Annotated in this window: 9 protein-coding genes and 1 pseudogene; 1 reads left to right on the top strand and 9 read right to left on the bottom strand. The window is 34.4% G+C overall.

From position 1 onward, the window contains the following. The first annotated feature begins 27 nt into the window (after positions 1-27). Positions 28-1,713: an arylsulfatase gene (locus tag DFQ02_RS00705; RefSeq protein ID WP_116039073.1), complete on the top strand. Its 1,686-nt coding sequence runs from the start codon at positions 28-30 to the stop codon at positions 1,711-1,713. A gap of 254 nt (positions 1,714-1,967) precedes the next feature. Here DFQ02_RS00705 and DFQ02_RS00700 read toward each other — a convergent pair whose 3' ends face one another. The 9 genes and pseudogenes from DFQ02_RS00700 to DFQ02_RS00660 all read right to left on the bottom strand — a co-directional run bounded on the left by DFQ02_RS00700 (position 1,968) and on the right by DFQ02_RS00660 (position 16,759). Beyond that, complete coding sequence (locus DFQ02_RS00700) at positions 1,968-4,727, bottom strand: alpha-L-rhamnosidase (protein WP_116039072.1); 2,760 nt, start codon at positions 4,725-4,727, stop codon at positions 1,968-1,970. A 79-nt stretch (positions 4,728-4,806) separates the two neighbouring features. Then, positions 4,807-6,303, bottom strand: a complete 1,497-nt coding sequence (locus tag DFQ02_RS00695; protein ID WP_116039071.1) for a RagB/SusD family nutrient uptake outer membrane protein — start codon at positions 6,301-6,303, stop codon at positions 4,807-4,809. Positions 6,304-6,330: 27 nt separating this feature from the next. Further along, positions 6,331-9,459, bottom strand: a complete 3,129-nt coding sequence (locus tag DFQ02_RS00690; RefSeq protein WP_116039070.1) for a SusC/RagA family TonB-linked outer membrane protein — start codon at positions 9,457-9,459, stop codon at positions 6,331-6,333. A 137-nt stretch (positions 9,460-9,596) separates the two neighbouring features. Next, positions 9,597-10,475: pseudogene (locus tag DFQ02_RS00685) on the bottom strand (IS982 family transposase). A 356-nt stretch (positions 10,476-10,831) separates the two neighbouring features. Next, positions 10,832-12,229: an FAD-binding oxidoreductase gene (locus DFQ02_RS00680; protein ID WP_116039069.1), complete on the bottom strand. Its 1,398-nt coding sequence runs from the start codon at positions 12,227-12,229 to the stop codon at positions 10,832-10,834. 21 nt (positions 12,230-12,250) lie between these two features. Beyond that, the gene (locus DFQ02_RS00675; protein WP_116039068.1) at positions 12,251-13,096 is read right to left on the bottom strand and encodes an SDR family oxidoreductase; all 846 of its coding nucleotides are present in this window, start codon (positions 13,094-13,096) and stop codon (positions 12,251-12,253) included. A 12-nt stretch (positions 13,097-13,108) separates the two neighbouring features. After that, the gene (locus DFQ02_RS00670; RefSeq protein WP_181896323.1) at positions 13,109-13,960 is read right to left on the bottom strand and encodes an amidohydrolase family protein; all 852 of its coding nucleotides are present in this window, start codon (positions 13,958-13,960) and stop codon (positions 13,109-13,111) included. A 23-nt stretch (positions 13,961-13,983) separates the two neighbouring features. Beyond that, complete coding sequence (locus DFQ02_RS00665) at positions 13,984-15,021, bottom strand: L-rhamnose/proton symporter RhaT (RefSeq protein WP_181896322.1); 1,038 nt, start codon at positions 15,019-15,021, stop codon at positions 13,984-13,986. A 70-nt stretch (positions 15,022-15,091) separates the two neighbouring features. After that, positions 15,092-16,759 carry a PQQ-dependent sugar dehydrogenase gene (locus DFQ02_RS00660; RefSeq protein ID WP_220340178.1) on the bottom strand — a complete coding sequence of 556 codons (1,668 nt, stop codon included), beginning with the start codon at positions 16,757-16,759 and terminating at the stop codon, positions 15,092-15,094. Between the last annotated feature and the right edge of the window lie 5 nt (positions 16,760-16,764).

Below are 16,764 nucleotides of genomic sequence, written 5' to 3'. Positions count from 1 at the left end.
TCTAATATTTTCACAAATAAACTACCAATGAAAAAAAATTGCCCGTTCTATACCCATTATTCTAAAAATACATCTTTTAATATTAGATATTTTTTACTTTTTATTGCTATTTGTTTTACGGTAAGCTGTAAAACTGAAATAACAAAAGAAACAGAGTCACCAAATATTATTGTAATTATGGCAGACGATTTGGGTTATAGCGATTTAGGGTGCTATGGTGGAGAAATAAGTACGCCATCTCTAGACAACATGGCTAGTGAAGGGATTCGTCTTCCTAATGTTTTCAATGCTGGCATGTGTGTAGCTTCAAGAAGTGCAATGCTAACGGGTAAATGGTGGCCAAGAGCTGGTTTTGGCGCCCAAAACGGACCCAATATTGCCCAAGAACTAAAGAAAGAAGGCTACAGAACAGGTTTAATAGGAAAATGGCATTTAGATGGCACACCAAATGAAAAAGGATTTGATTACTTCTTTGGTTTTTTAGGAGGTTATTCTTCTTATTTTAAAGGAGGTAAAGACTATAGGATTAATGAAGAAAAATATGAAGACTTTGGTAACGCTTTCTATTCTACAGATGCTTTTTCTGAGAGTGCCGTTCAATTTGTGAAATCTCATAATGAACAAAATAAAGAGCCTTTTTTTTTGTATTTAAGTTATCAATCACCTCACAATCCATTGCAAGCCCCTAAAGAAGATATTATGAAATATCGCGGTTCTTATTTAAAAGGTTGGCAATCTATTAGAGAACGGCGTATAGAAAAACAAAAATCTTTAGGACTAATACCTGATGATGTAACTCTTCCTGAGTATCCTCAAAACTTACCAGAATGGAGTACTTTAACAGAAGCGCAAAAGGATTTGGAAGATTTAAGAATGTCTGTTTATGCCGCTATGGTAGAACGTATGGATAAAGGTATTGGGCTATTAATGGATGCTTTAAAAGTAACTAACCAAGATAAAAATACATTAATACTATTTTTAAGTGATAATGGTACAGATTCTTTTTCGGTGCTTGATGAAGTTCTGTTAAAAAAGAATCTTTTGCCTGGAGATATAGGTTCCAACTATCAAATGGGTACAGGTTGGGCATATGCAAGTGTTAGTCCTTTTAGGCTTTATAAAATTAGCCAACACTCTGGAGGTGTAAAAACTGCTGCAATCGTAAGGTGGCCAGAATCTATAGAAAATCCTAATTCTATAAACACTGAAGCTATTAACTTAGTAGACTTTATGCCAACATTTTTAGAGGCTGCAAAATCAGTTTCAGTATCAGAAAATAACACATTTTCAGGACAATCTTTTCTACCAATGTTAAAGGGGGAATCATGGAAACGAGAGACTCCAATGTACTTTCAGTTTATGGATAATCGCGCTATGCGCACTTCGGAATGGAGTTTAATTGAAGTAGATGGTAGTGGTTGGGAGTTATACAATACCATAAAAGACCCGTTAGAGACTAATGATGTATCTAACATTTATAAAGACAAAGTAGTAGAAATGGAAAAAAAGTGGCTTAATTGGTGGACAGCCGAAAGCGGAGCGTCTGATTATCAACCTAAAAGCACAGAGGAAAGCCCTCACTATAAACCACAGGGCGATCGTGGAACTGGTGTTATGTACTCCCCTTCAGCAATGCCTGAAAAATTGAGCAAAAAATATAGTATAAAAGGGTGGCAGGAAATAAAAAAGGGCGAAAAAAAAATTTCGCCCTAAAAAAACTACCAACTAATTAAAAACTAAATATCAGTATTAAAAACACTCAAAAGTAAAATCAAGATATCTTTTCTCTGTTGTTAAGAAAGAATTAAATGGGTTTCTAACATATATACCTGCCTACTATTGTAACATTACTTACTTACCTCATTTTTTGTCCAACGCGGTCTTCATCAAAAATAAAATTGATGGGATTTGGTCCTGATTTGAATGGAGGCAACTTGTCAAATAGATGAACAAAGAAAATAGGATGATTAGGTTTTTATTTTGAATGCATATTTACCAGAACCAACTTTAAGTATTGTAAATTCTTCTTCAGACTGTAAAACCTTAATATCTGGGTTTTTATTTAAAGGCATATTACTTTCTTTGATTTTAGAAACTTCAGATGTTGGAATATATACTTTAGCACTTGTATTTGTTGGTACTTCAATATCCATATTTAAATGATTTTTTCCCCAATTCCAAGCTGATGATATGGTGCCGTTAATACTCTTATAACTCCCTTTTATAAAGTTCATCTCTTTGCTTATGGCAGGCTTTATAATTATGTTTCTGTAACCAGAATCTTCAGTGTCTATACCTACAGCATTAATGAACATCCATTCTGCTACAGACCCAAAGGCATAATGGCTAAATGAGTTCATTTTACTATTAATATCTGAATTTGACAATTCATCTTTGGTATAACTATTCCATCGTTCCCAAATAGAGGTGCTACCATTTACAACAGAATATCCCCAACTTGGGTATTCGGTTTGCTTAAATAGTTTGTAAGCGATATCATAATATCCGTATTTTGATAATGCGAGCATAACATGTTTTGTTCCTAGAAAACCAGAAGAAAACTTAAAGCCATTATTTTCAATTTTTTCTGCTAATCTAGAAGCTCCCTTTTTTGCAAGGTGCTCTGGAAATAAATCAAAATATAAAGCTAAAGCGTAGGTGGTTTGCGTATCTTCAGAAGTGTGTCCGTTTTCTTGTATGTATTTTTTAGCAAAAGCAGTTTTTATGTTTTGGAATAACGTTTTATACTTTTCAGCATCAGCGGTTTTTCCTAACGCTTCTGCCACTTCAGCCATTAGTTTAGCATCATAACCATAATAAGAAGCTCCAATAAAATCATGACTTGTTGTTTCGTTTACCGATAGCCAATCGCCCCAATTATTTCCACCACCTGGTCTCAGAAAATCAGTGCTTGCATCAGCTTGAAATTCCATAAACTTTTCCATACCTACATACATGTATTCTAAAATTCGAGTGTCGTTGTACACTTTGTACATGTTATACGGAATAATAATACCCGCATCCATCCAAGCTGGAGCGTACTGGTTTGGTCTTGAATATGGAAATGGTGCAAAATTAGGATAGGCACCATACCAGCGTTGGGCATCGTCTACATCAATCAAAAATTTTGACATAAAAGAAGCGACATCGGCATTTAAAGATGCAGAACGCATAAAGGTTTGCGCATCTCCAAGCCAGCCTAAACGCTCATCTCTTTGAGGGCAATCGGTTGGAATGTCAAAAAAATTAGCTTCTTGAGTCGTTTTAATATTTTCATAAAGCTTATTATTCATTTCATTAGATGAACTGAAAGTACTTGCATCAGTTTGAATAGAACTTAGCACTAAACCGGTAATAGCATCTAATGTTGGTTTACCGGGAAACCCCGTAAGTTCTATATATTGAAAGCCATGATAAGTGAATTTTGGTTGCCAAACTTCCTCTCCATCTCCTTTTAGAATATATGTATCCGTTGCTCTTGCTAAACGAAGGTTTTCTGTTAAAATGTTTCCATCTCTTTTTAAAATCTCTCCAAACCTAAGTGTGATTTTAGTGCCTTTTAGGCCTTTTACTTTTAACTCTGCTATACCAGCAATGTTTTTGCCCATATCAAAAACATAAGTTCCAGGTTTTGGTTCAGTTATTTTAATAGGACGAATACGTTCTGTGTTTTTTACTAGGTTACCAGGGTGTACTTGTAATTTTCCATTAGGGTAGGTGTATACTTTAGGTGTTTCCCAAGATTTATCATCATAATTTGGACTATCCCAACCTGTGTTTTCCATAGTAGCATCATAAGTTTCTCCCATTAAAATATCAGCCTCACAAATAGCACCTTGGCTAGATTTCCAAGTTGTATCAGTTGGAATAATTTCTATACTACCATCTTCATATTCTAAATGTATTTGTCCCATGAATGATGGATTAACTCCATAATATTCACGCACTTTATCTAAACGAACCAATAAGCCATAGCCAATGTATCCAGCATACCACCCATCAGCAATAATAGCTCCTATAACATTTTCTCCTTCGTTAATATGCTCGGTAATATCATACGTTTGGTAATACAAACGCTTGTTATAGTCTGTCCATCCAGGAGCAAAATAATCATCACCTACTTTATTTCCGTTTAGTCTTAGTTCATATAAACCTAACGCAGTAGTATATGCTATTGCTTTTTTTATCTTTTTTTTAGGGGTAAATGACTTACGAAGGTATCTTGCGGGAGGTAGGTATAAACTATCATATTTATCTGTTTTATCGTATCCAACGTCATGACTAATAAAAAGTCCTTTCCAATTTGAAAATTTTAATAATCCCATAGACCAGTGAGCCGTTTCGCTCCAACTGGATTCAGTATTGGATTCATCCCAAACCTTTACTTTCCAATAGTATGTTGTATGAGACCTTAATGAAACGCCTCCGTATTCAACTTGATTAGTATCACTAGAAGTAATTTTTCCACTATCCCATATGTCTCCTTCATTTTGATTTAATTTTTCTTGAGAGGAGGATACGAGTATTCTATATGCTGTTTGGTACCTGTTTCTTCCCTCTGCTTCTAAAACCCAGCTAAATCTAGGTTTTAAAACATCCATCCCTATAGGGTTTGTAAGGTATTCTATTTTTAATGTATCAATGTTTAGGGGTGTTTTGTTAACTAATACATTATAGATACTAGTAAAATGAGTGATTAGTAAAAAAACGATAACTTTAATTTTCATAGTGCACAATATTTTTTGTTAAACTGAAAAAAAGGCTACCGTAAAGTAGCCTTTAAAAACTAAAACTAACTCAAAAAAATTACCAACCAGGGTTATTTTCAGTGATTTGAGGATTATTATTAACTTCACTTACAGGTATAGGCCACAAATTGAAATTTGGGCTATATGCTGTGTTTGTTGGAGACCATGTTATATTCTCAGGATGTTGTGATAAAGCTTCTTCTACTTTACCTAACCTTCTAATGTCATAGATTTCTTGAAATTCAAAAGAAAGCTCTTTATAACGTTCTTCATATACATATTCAGCAAATTCTTCTTGCGTCATGCCATCTGGAGCATTAGTTGCTAGTGCTCTTGACCTTACTCTGTTTAAATAACCATAGGCTGTAGCTGTTGGACCATTTAAACTATTCTCAATTTCAGCAGCCATGAGTAGTGCATCAGAATATCTATAAACAATCATATCTGGATCACCATTAACTGCTTCTTGATCAATATCTATATACTTGTTTTGGTATATACCGTTACGCTCGGGATAATTATCATCCTTATAGGTTCTAGTGACTCCATCTCTATCAACATAAGAGTATGACATAGTAACGTCTCTTCTGGTGTCGGTAGCATCAAAAGAATTGTAAAAGTCCTCTGTAAATCCACCATGAGTTTGACCAAGACCTGGGTTGTTAAGTCTATTTGCAGAACCCCAAACATGTCCAAAAGCCGTACCTTGACTTGCGGTAGATTGTGTTTGTTGAATAGCAAATATGCGTTCATCGTTATTGTCTATACGAATAGCATCGTCATAGCTTGCTAATAATTTATAACCTTGAGCTGTGTCTTCTAAATCAATAACTTCTTGTAATTTAGCTTTAGCTAATGACATAGCACTTGCATCTTGCAATGGAAGTCCTGCCATAGTTAAGTAAACTTTGGCTAGGAGAAACTTAGCGGTGGCCTGAATAGGTCTTCCTATTTGAGTTGCACTTCTTTTATCGCTTGGCAAGTTGGTTTCGGCTTCTTGTAAATCTAAAATAATTTGCTGGTATACATCTGCTATTGGTGTTCTGGGAAGTTGAGCTTCTTCAGCTGTAATAGCGGGCTTTAAAGGCATTGGAACGTCTCCAAAAAGTTGAACTAGATTGAAGTAAGACCATGATCTTAAAAATTTAGCCTCAGCAATTATTTCTTTTCGTGCTATTTCTTCTTCGCTGTCAAATTCTCTTCCTTCTAATTCTGCAATAAGGACATTAGATCTAAAAATACCTTGATAAAAGGGGTTCCAAACACGAGGTAAAGAAATAGCCTCAGTAGCATCAGCAGTATAGTTAGCCCACATTCTTCTCCACCACACCCTAGATTGTATTTTTGGTGAAGGGACCACAGTTAATGATGACAAACCAAAGTCATAGAGGCTAACAGCTCTGTTAAATGAATTATAAATTGAGGTCACTGCCACTTCCGCCTCAGCTACGTTTTGATAAAAGTTTGATGGGCTGATTTCTGAATACACTTCTTCTTCTAAATCAGAACAAGCTACGAGACCGGCCAGTAGAATTATATATTTTAATTTTTTCATTATTGTTTTATTTAAATTAAACTATTATTAGAAACCAATATTTATACCTAAAGTAAAAGTTTGCGCTCTTGGATAGGTTGCGAAATCTATACCTTGTGCAAGATTATTGCCACCGCGAATATTTACCTCTGGGTCAAAGCCTGAATAGTCTGTAAAGGTTAGTAGGTTGGTTCCTGTTACATAAACTCTTGCAGATGCTATTGCCTTAATTTTTTCAACAGGAACATTATATCCTACACTAAGATTTTTTAACCTAATATATGACGCATCTTCTATAGTAGCAGAGTTTGGTGCAAAAAAACCTCCATTACCTCCAGTATAATTAGGATATCGAGTATTGTTTGTAGGGTTTTCAGGTGTCCATCGGTTTTCGTACCAATCTTTAAAAGCATTATTCACAATTCTACCTGTGCCCATAAAAGAGTTATTGAGATTCATGACATCATTTCCAATAGATCCTTGAAAAAATACACTTAAAGTGAAATTTTTATATGAAAAATCGTTATTCCAACCAAAAATATAATCTGGATTTGGATCACCTATAATACCTCGATCTAAACCACTTATTATGCCATCTGGAACTCCATTAGGACCGCTTATATCTTGGAATTTATAATGGCCGGGAGCTTGATTACCAAGTGTTGGAACTGTAGATGTTCCAGAAGCGTCAAAATCACTTTCTTGGAGTATACCTATTACTTTATACCCATATAAAGCACCAAAAGCTTCACCTACTCGCATAACGTTTGTAGGGTCTGTTACAATATTTGTGGCAGGTCCAGGACCAAAAATATCGGCATCATTGTCTCCAAGGCTAATAACAGTTGCTTTATTATTACTCCAGTTAAAATTGGTGTTCCACTTAAAGTCTTTTTTATCTATTATATATCCTCCCAATACAATTTCAAAACCTTTGTTTTCAATACTACCTGCATTGGCAGTAAGAGAGTTAATTCCAGCAGAATTTGGAAGTGGGAAATTTAATAATAAATCGTCTGTCGTTTTTTTGTAATAATCTATAGAAGCATTAAATCTATTTTTTAGAAACCCTGCATCTAATCCAATGTTAAACTGCTTTGTTTTTTCCCATTCTAAATCTGGGTTTCCAATTCTTACAGGTGCTAAACCAGAATATAGAATATCACCATATACAGCATTCGCAGTACCTAAAAGGGTTAAAGACTGCAAAGGCGCTATGGATTGAGAACCTGTAATACCATAACTAGCTCTAAACTTCAAGTTAGATACCGTTTCTGATTCTTTTAGAAAGTCTTCATTTGATACAGTCCAACCCAGACCTACTGAAGGGAAATATCCCCACTTTTTGTTTTCGGCAAAAACGCTGGAGCCATCTGCACGAGCTGTTAATGATAAGTAATATTTTTTATCGTAGTTATAGTTAAGTCTTGCGTAGTAAGAAGATAAAATTCTTTCAACCCTAGAACTTGTTGGTATTATAGGGTTTAAACCTAGGCCAACATTATCGGTTTCTAAGTTGTCAACTGGAAAATCATCTACGACAGTATTTAAACGACGTATGTTATCAATTTGATAAGAATACCCTCCAGTTACATCTAAATTACTTTTCTCAAAGGCCTTGTTATAGGATAAATAAGATTCAATTAAATAATTACTATTACTACTAACGTTGTAAACAGCTCTAGAATTACGTAATCGTCCTTGTCTAGTTGTTTTAGGGAAATAAACTTCTCTTCTGCTGTTTGAGCTATTCGTACCAGTTGAAAGGTTAAAAGTTAAATTTTCTGTTATTTTATACTTTGTTAAGATGCTAAGGATTAAATTCTCGTTATAGGTTTCATTCCTTGTGTCTCTTAGTTCTACCAAAGGGTCCGTAAAAAAATTGCTCGTACCGTCACCTTCGTCGATAGGGTCATCAGGAGTTGCTGTTGGAGCGTTTTTGTAAGCTGAAAAAACAGACCCTGAATTTATAATGGAACCAGACCCTTCTCCAGATCTATTATTTTGTGAGCGCACATAGTTTACAGATGTGCTAGTTGTTAAACGGTCGGTAAGGTTATTATCTACATTTAACCTGATATTACCTCTAGAAAAATCTGTAAATTTTACAATTCCTTCATTTTTCAAGTAATTAGCCGATAAGAAATATCTTGATTTATTTCCGCCTCCAGATATAGTAAGTTGATATCTGTTGGTCATCGCTGTTCTTAAAATTCTATCCAACCAATCTGTGGTCGTTGCGTTTTCAGGCAAGGGCCTATCAACCCCGTCAAACAGTATAGGTGTATTGTTTATAGTAGCTACTTCATTTCTCCATTCAGCATACGTTGGTCCATCTAAAACTTCTGGAAAATCTTTAATATCGCTAAATCCAGTTTCAGCTGTTAAATTAATTTGAGTAGCCTGCTCGTAATTCCCTTTTTTCGTAGTAACAATTATTACACCATTTGCACCTCTCGACCCATAAATAGCTGTTGACGACGCATCTTTAAGAACCTCAACAGATTCTATTTCTGCAGGGTTCAAAAAACTTAAAAGGTTAGAGGAGGTTTGGTTGCCATCTCCCGCTCCCCTTGCACTAGCTTCGTTTCCTGTAGGCATTGGATAACCATCTATTACAATTAGAGGTGAATTGTCTCCTAATATGGAGTTGTTACCTCTAATTCTAATGGTAACTTCTCCACCAGGTTCACTAGATGTATTAACAATGTTTAATCCAGCTGTACGACCTTGAAGCGCCATATCAAAAGTTGGAACTGGCATTTTAGCAATATCATCTCCTTTAACGGATCCTACGGAACCAACTAAATCAGCCCTAGTTTGGGAACCATATCCTACCACAACAACCTCGTCAAGACTTTCCGAATCTTCTGATAAAATAACACTAATAGTGGATTGACTTGCTACCTCAACCTCTTTAGTGGTAAAACCTAAATAAGAGAACACGAGTGCTTGAGGACCAGGCACTAACTTTATTGTGAAATTACCGTCAAAATCCGTTACCTGGCCGTTTTTCGTCCCTTTTTGGACAATATTTACACCTGTTAATGGCATCCCATCTTCAGAAGTAACGTTACCAGTTACGGTACGCTCCTGCGAATACATTCCAAGAGATACTAAAATAAAGCACAAAAACAGTGCTTTTTTGAGAGTTTTCTTAAGTTGTTTTTTCATCATTTACTTGAGTTTGGTTAATTTAAATTAGTTTATTTGTTTGGAGCTATTATCAATCAGATGCTGTAAAACTATATTATTTCAAAGAAAATTCCATCCTGCCGAATCTGTAGAATTTATAATATTAACCCATTGTGCATTTAAGCAATATTGATTTTTAGGTTATTGATATTTCGGTTGAATTCAAACATGTTTATATATTGAATAACCGTCATAGCTGTAATTTTAGATAAGATCCTGTTTTTGAATCCTTCAAAAGATTTAGCATAATTTCTTCGAATCATAAATTGATCACAAAGTTGAGAAAACAACGTTTCAATACGTTTTCTGGATTTCTTGAAAATAAACGGTTACTCTTTATAATTATGTTGATTTTTTCTCATAGGAGTTTCTAGTCTAATATTATGAGATTCAAATAGATTTAATTGATATTCCGCCGACAAATACCCTCTGTCACCTAGCAATACACAATTACTTAGTTGATGCTTTATATCCTTTAAATAATTGATGTCGTGTACAGAAGCAGGACTAATATCCATGCTCTCTATAACACCTTGTGCAGAACAGACTGCATGCAGTTTATATCCATAATAATGATTTGATTGACTCGCACAATATCCCTTTTCGGGCAGACTGTAGTTTTGTTCTTTACATATTTTGCTTCTAGAGCTTCTTGATAGTTTACAGACCTCTAAAGGCATGCTGTCAACGATATAACAATGCTCAGATTTATTCAGCTTCTTTACTAAGGCTTTGCGAAGTGATTCTCTAAATGAAAACAACTTACGCTTTCTTCTATTGTAAACACTGCACTCTATTTTACAGGATAAATCAATAGGTAAAATCCGAAAAAGTTGACATTCACTATCAATACTCATAAACTCTGATGTTAAATCAATAGCTATGAGTTCTTTATCCCTTAATTTAGGTTTGCGTATTTGATGTAAATAATCCATTTTACAATCTAATTCTTTTAAAACCTTGAGTATTTTGTCGTAATTTGTTTGAAAGTTGTGCATAAAAATTATAGTGTGGTAACTACAATTTACTGCCTTTTAGCAGTTTGCACAACTTTTTCTAAATGCACAACGGGTATATTTTTATATTTGAAGGGGTAACATGTTTTTTTAAAAACATTTTTTGTTTTAAGTTTCTGAAATTTAATGTTTTAATTAATGCTTTAGTGGTTGTTTTTATTTAAAAGAAATATTTTTCTAATTAATGTTGAATTTGAAAGGGTAGAGAACTTTTTAAGGCTAAATTAAAATTTATGTTGTGTGATTTATGACTTATAAAAAGTATTGCCTTAAACTCAAAATAAACTTTATCAAAAAATAATCTGATTGCCTATTAGATATAGCTTTTATGTATTTTATTACTTGAAATGGTCAAGTATTTTATTTCGATTTAGAATGCCTCTTGAATCCATTGTGGTTTTAAGCAATTGCATCAATTGTATTTCTGCAATTGAACGACAAAATTTTAGGTAAGGTTTTTTATGAATCCCTATACCATGCTCTGCAGAGACCGATCCTCCAAGACCAGTTAAGGGAGTATATATAATATTATTAATTTTATCTATGAGTTCAGTCGAATTATTGCTTTTACTTATTAAAAAGTGAATATTTCCATCGGCTACATGGCCATGAGCAAAAAAGTTGTCTATTTCTGGTATTTTATTTAAAATATTAAAAATAGCGTCAACGTAGGTGCCTATTTCTGAAACAGGAAGACTTACATCAAAATTCTGTACATTATTGCATTGGGAAACAAGAATATCTACATCTTCTCTAATTCTCCAAAACAACTCTGTATGTTGCACTGATTGCGGCAAAGCAGCATCCAAAATAAGCTCGTCCATTAAAGCTTCTTCTAGTAATGATTCTAATCTTTGCTGGTCTTGTAAATAATCACTACCCAAACTTTCTATTAGGACGTAGTATTTATATCCATAAGGTAAAGGCTTTGAAATATTTGTAGAAGGATTGGTCATAGCTTTAAAATTACGTTCCCATAATAACTCATAACCACTTAGGGTACCTGCCAAGCCTGAGTCTATAAATTTTAAGAATGCTATTACCTTATTAAAATCGTTTATAGCTACAAATGCACTATTTCTACTTTTGGGTTTTTGTTGTAGCCTTAATACGGCTTTAGTGATTACTCCTAAAGTGCCTTCAGAGCCAATAAAAAATTGTTTTAAATCATAACCTGAATTATCTTTTATAATTTTTTTCATAGAGGAGATAATGGTTCCATCAGCCATAACCACTTCTAGCCCCAAAACCAAATTTCTGGTCATTCCATAGCGAAGAACACGAAGTCCACCAGCATTTGTAGCAATTACACCTCCTATTTGAGCAGACCCTTCAGCACCAAAGTTAATAGGGAAGAGTAAGTCTTCTTTTTCTACCTCTTGATGTATGGATTCTAGGATTACTCCAGATTGTACGGTTATTGTTCGGCTGGAAACATCCAATTCTTCAATGACATTCATTTTTTCCATACAAATGACTAATTCATCAGCATTGGTTTCTGTACTCCCAGTAAGATTTGTTAATCCTCCATGTACTACAATGGGCTGGTGGTATTTATGACAAATAGTTAGGATATCTGAGACATCCTGAGTTGTTGACGGAAATACTACAGCTTTGGCACACAAAGGCTTGTCCATTTCCCATATATGCTCATATCTCTCTTTAACTTTTTCTCCTATAAGAACTTTGTTAACTCCAAGTTTTTGTTCAATTTGTTTAATATGTTCTTCAATCATAATCTTAAACTTAATTCTGAATTATTGAGATCCTGCATTAATAGTGTTTTCTCCTAAGCCTTCGGGACCTATTGAGAGGTAGCCTCCATCAACTGCTAGATTAGTGCCCGTAATAAAAGAGGCGTCATTGCTTAGTAAAAAGAGTACGGGTCTTGCCACTTCTACAGCTTTACCCATACGTCTTAACATATGAAAACGTCCCCAGATAGGATCCCATTTTTCTCGACCGCCTCCATCTAGATTAGCAGCTTTATCTGTTTCATGAGTCCATATCCAACCAGGATCTATACTGTTTACTCGTATGTTATGAGGAGCAAAATCTAGAGCTTGGCATTTAGTTAATTGGTTTACAGCTCCTTTTGATGCATTATAAGTCCACCTATCTTTTTGAGCAATATGAGCAGAAATGCTTGAAATATTTACAATAGCACCTCCACCAGATTTTTTCATATAGGGGTAAACCTCTTGTGCCATTTTTGCATAGGCTAAAGGGCCTACTTTAAAACTTCGCATCCAATCTTTAGTTTCGGCATTGATGCCTGCTGCAGTAAAAGAGAAAGCATTATTTATTAAATAGTCAATTCTTCCATATTTTTTTATGGTTTCATCTATAGTGGATTTGCAAAAATCTTCATCTCCCATATCTCCCATTAAAAATGTGGTGTCGTAGTTGTTTTCAATGTCATTCTCTTGTTTTATTTTACCTAAATCGTTTATGTCAGTAAATAAAACTTTACCACCTTCTTTACATAATTCTTCTGTAATAGCTCTTCCTAAACCAGAAGCGCCACCAGTAACAATAGCAACTTTACCTTCAAACCTTTGTGGAACAAATTCATGGTTGCTTTTATATAATCTATTGCTCATACCAGTATTATTTTATAGGTTATAAAAACGAATTGCATTTGTTTTAAAAACTTTATCACGCTCTTCTTCACTTAAACTTTCTGTTAACGAAACTGCTGTTTTAAACCATTTGGACCAAGAAGAGGCACGAAGTACGTGAGGCCAATCGCTACCCCATATTAATTTTTCCGGACCAAAAACATCAATCACTATATCTGAATACGGTCTCAAATCATCAATATCCCAGAGATCTAAATTGGCATTACAGACTAGGTTTGAAAATTTACAGTAGTGTGGTCCAGAATTAGCAAAGGCTTTTAGGTGTTGTCTCCAAGGATATAATTGCTTGTTAACTATACTTGGATTACCTATGTGGTTTAATATAAATATTGTGTCATGACACTTTTCTACAAGTTTTAAAACAGCAGGAAAGTGTTTTGGATCTGTAGTTAATTCAAAGTGTAGATTGTTTTTTCCTAAGAGTTTAACGGCTTCAATAAAATCGGGACTTATACAAAAATTTAAATCTTCTTCTGGTTGTATTAACTGTCTAACTCCTTTTATTTTTGGGTTTTCTGCAAATTTTTCTAATACTTCCGCTACTGCGTTTCCTATATGTAAAGGTGCCCAAGGTATTATTGCAGACAGTCTCTCGTCCTTTTCTGAAAGTGCTTGAACCCATTCCACTTCTTTTAAAAATTGAGAAGGTTTGCATTCAGCTTGAACAAAAATCATTTTTTCAATAGATTGTTCTGCTGTAGCCTTATTATAATCTGATAAGGAAAAAGTTCTATTGATTTTAGGAAATTGATTTAACCAAGGATAGTCTAAATGCTTTACATCCCATAGATGAATATGTGCATCAATTATTGATGAATTTTTCATAGTCATATTTTCATATTAAACTGTTATCCATTCATCACATAAGTTGAATATCCCAGTAGGGAAAAGGCTAAACACAATACCAAAATTCCTGTTATCATAATTCGGCGAGGTGCTACTCCAGTGTTTTTCCATTCGCCACCTAAAGCACCTGCTAAATTCCCTGCTAGAATAGATGCCAATATCATCATTGGAAAGCCTGCATAAGCGCCATAAGGTCCCATGGCATTTGCGCCAATACCATAAATAATAATACCTCCAGGCCATGCTAAACCCATAAAAACTGCACCTATCCACTCTCTAGAAAAACTGCCTTTAGATAAGTTTTTTAATGTGCCTTTTTTTAGCATCGTATAAAAACCATAAATAACATTGATTGAAAAATTAGCTGTAAAAACGAGGCTCCAAATAGCAAAACTAGTAGCATAATCATGTACCCGCATTTTTGAAGCTTCCTCAGTTATTGGAGCACCAATAATAAATGCAAAATTAACTGCAGAAGAAAGAATGCCAGAAATTAAGCAAAAGATCAAACCCAAACGAAATATTCCTGTTTTTTTATTTTCAACTACTTTACTCTCTCGTATTACTAAAGCCTGCTCTTTCTTTTTACCAGCAATTGATATTATAATTATCCCTACAATCATTATAAGAACAGCTAAAATTAAAATACCACCACCTAGAGTAAATATTTTGTTAGGCTCAAAAACAGACAGAGGTACAATTGAACCGAAAACATTAATGAGTCCCATAAGTATAGAAACACCCAGAGCCATCCCTAATGTTGCAATTGCACGCCCCCAATAAATACCTCCTATTCCCCAAGCAAAACCGCATAACACAATGCTTATTAAAATTGAATTAGGTATGGATGCGTATAATTGAGACAAGTCTTCTACGAAAAAATAAGATAAAGGCCAGGGTAATAACAAAAGTGCAATAAGCGACCCAACCCCCCATATATTCTCAAACTCCCATGTCTTTACTTTAGTAACTGGTATTGAAAAAAGACCTTCTAAAATTCCTCCCAATGCTACGAGTAATACACCTACTAAAAATGCCATATCCATATACTTGATTATTATATTGTATTTATATTACAAAGTGGTTTTGACGGCGCGTATAAATTCATCACTATTCATTAATCATTCTATAAATCTTCCCATCTGCTTTGGTAAACATATACATGTTTCCATCACAATCTTGACCTAACCTAAGGTCTATACGACGTTTATTGGTAAGCTGTCCAAAATCTGTTTGCTTTCCTTTAAAAACTATATTCAACTTTTTAATATTCCTTTTGTCAGTGTTGGCTTCTGAAAGATCTGCTATATAAACAGTACCCTCTGGAATATCTCCAAAAATGTATTTCCCCTTAAATGTAGCTGTATTAGAAAAGAACCCTCCGCTAATAGCTGAACCATCATCATGATCATATTGAATTACAGGATATGTAACACCAAAATCGGCATCGTTATCTGGTAAAGGATACGCTAAACTTTGATTTCCATTAGGGTCTACTAAAAACCTACCTTCTCTAATAGGCCAGCCATAAAACTTACCTGGTTCTATAATGTTTACTTCCTCCGCTATATTATGCCCAATATCGCTGGCATACATTTGTCCTTCTGTATTCCAGCAAATTCTATTAGGGTTTCTTAGTCCATAAACCCAAACTTCCCTTTTTTTATTATTTGCATTTACAAAGGGATTATCTTTTGGAATGCCATATTTACCATTATCACTATTACTACCACTAGGATCTATTCTCAAAATTGTTCCCCAAACTTGAGCCCCACCATGCAACGCTATTTTTGGAAAACCATAAGCAACACTGCCTCCATCTCCAACACCAATGTATAGCATCCCATAATCTGAATCATTTTTAGAACTATGTGGATTAAAGGTAATTTCCTGAATACCATGCATTACAGTAACAAAATCAATACGCAAAAGCTCTCGAGTTGAACCTTCAAAGACTTTGCTTTTGGGGTCTTTACTTTTCCATTCTTTAATAACCCATTGTAGTTTTACGGGAATACTGTCTGGAAGTAAAAAATCAGCCTTCGTTTTATGCAATTTTTCAGAATGCGCAGTATAAAATAATCCGTTTTCTGAAAAGTTTGGATGAAAAGTAAAACTTCCAAACCCAGTGCCTAGTCCTGGTTCAGACATAAAACTATCGTGATATTTAGAGATTGAAGCATATAACTTCGGCTTATTATCTTTCAATTCATAAAGCATTCCTCTTAAATCGTTGATAAAAACCCGCCCAGAATTAGTAGTACATGCCATCTTATTTATTCGAGCTAAAGGACCGTTTTTCGAAGAAGCAGGTACTTGAGCTACAAACTCTATATGTGCGTTATCTTCAGAATACACAAGTGTGTCTTTAATTGGATTATCTATAACGTCTTCTAAATTTTTATTACCAGACGCTTCCTTCTTTAAATAAGAATTCATGTAACTTAGAAGTTCGTTAAATTCCTTTTCGGATAAATATGAAAACTCCGGCATAAATGTTTTATATTTTTGATGTAAGGCTTTTGCTCTGGGATCCTTTTGAGATATCATCTTAAATGGATTCTTAATAAATTCTTTTATCCACGCTTCACTAACCTCTTTTGTAATCCCACTAAGATTAGGCCCTATTGCGTCCTTTTTAAAATTATGGCAGTGACTACATTTTTGCTCAAAAATTAATTTTCCATTTTGTATATCCTCAGTGTTGATACTTATTGTACTACCATATTCATGCTTTGGCTCCGATTTACAGTTGCTAAGCACTACTGCTAATAGCAAAATGT

This window comes from Seonamhaeicola aphaedonensis, from assembly GCF_003386195.1.
Lineage (GTDB): Bacteria > Bacteroidota > Bacteroidia > Flavobacteriales > Flavobacteriaceae > Seonamhaeicola > Seonamhaeicola aphaedonensis.
Note: the sequence above shows the minus strand (reverse complement) of the source record. Positions and strands in the feature narration are given on the sequence as shown.

Coding starts and splice junctions, on each gene's coding strand:
- DFQ02_RS00705 (WP_116039073.1), top strand. CDS start 28: ATGAAAAAAAATTGCCCGTTCTATACCCATTATTCTAAAAATACATCT.
- DFQ02_RS00700 (WP_116039072.1), bottom strand. CDS start 4,727: ATGAAAATTAAAGTTATCGTTTTTTTACTAATCACTCATTTTACTAGT.
- DFQ02_RS00695 (WP_116039071.1), bottom strand. CDS start 6,303: ATGAAAAAATTAAAATATATAATTCTACTGGCCGGTCTCGTAGCTTGT.
- DFQ02_RS00690 (WP_116039070.1), bottom strand. CDS start 9,459: ATGATGAAAAAACAACTTAAGAAAACTCTCAAAAAAGCACTGTTTTTG.
- DFQ02_RS00680 (WP_116039069.1), bottom strand. CDS start 12,229: ATGATTGAAGAACATATTAAACAAATTGAACAAAAACTTGGAGTTAAC.
- DFQ02_RS00675 (WP_116039068.1), bottom strand. CDS start 13,096: ATGAGCAATAGATTATATAAAAGCAACCATGAATTTGTTCCACAAAGG.
- DFQ02_RS00670 (WP_181896323.1), bottom strand. CDS start 13,960: ATGAAAAATTCATCAATAATTGATGCACATATTCATCTATGGGATGTA.
- DFQ02_RS00665 (WP_181896322.1), bottom strand. CDS start 15,021: ATGGCATTTTTAGTAGGTGTATTACTCGTAGCATTGGGAGGAATTTTA.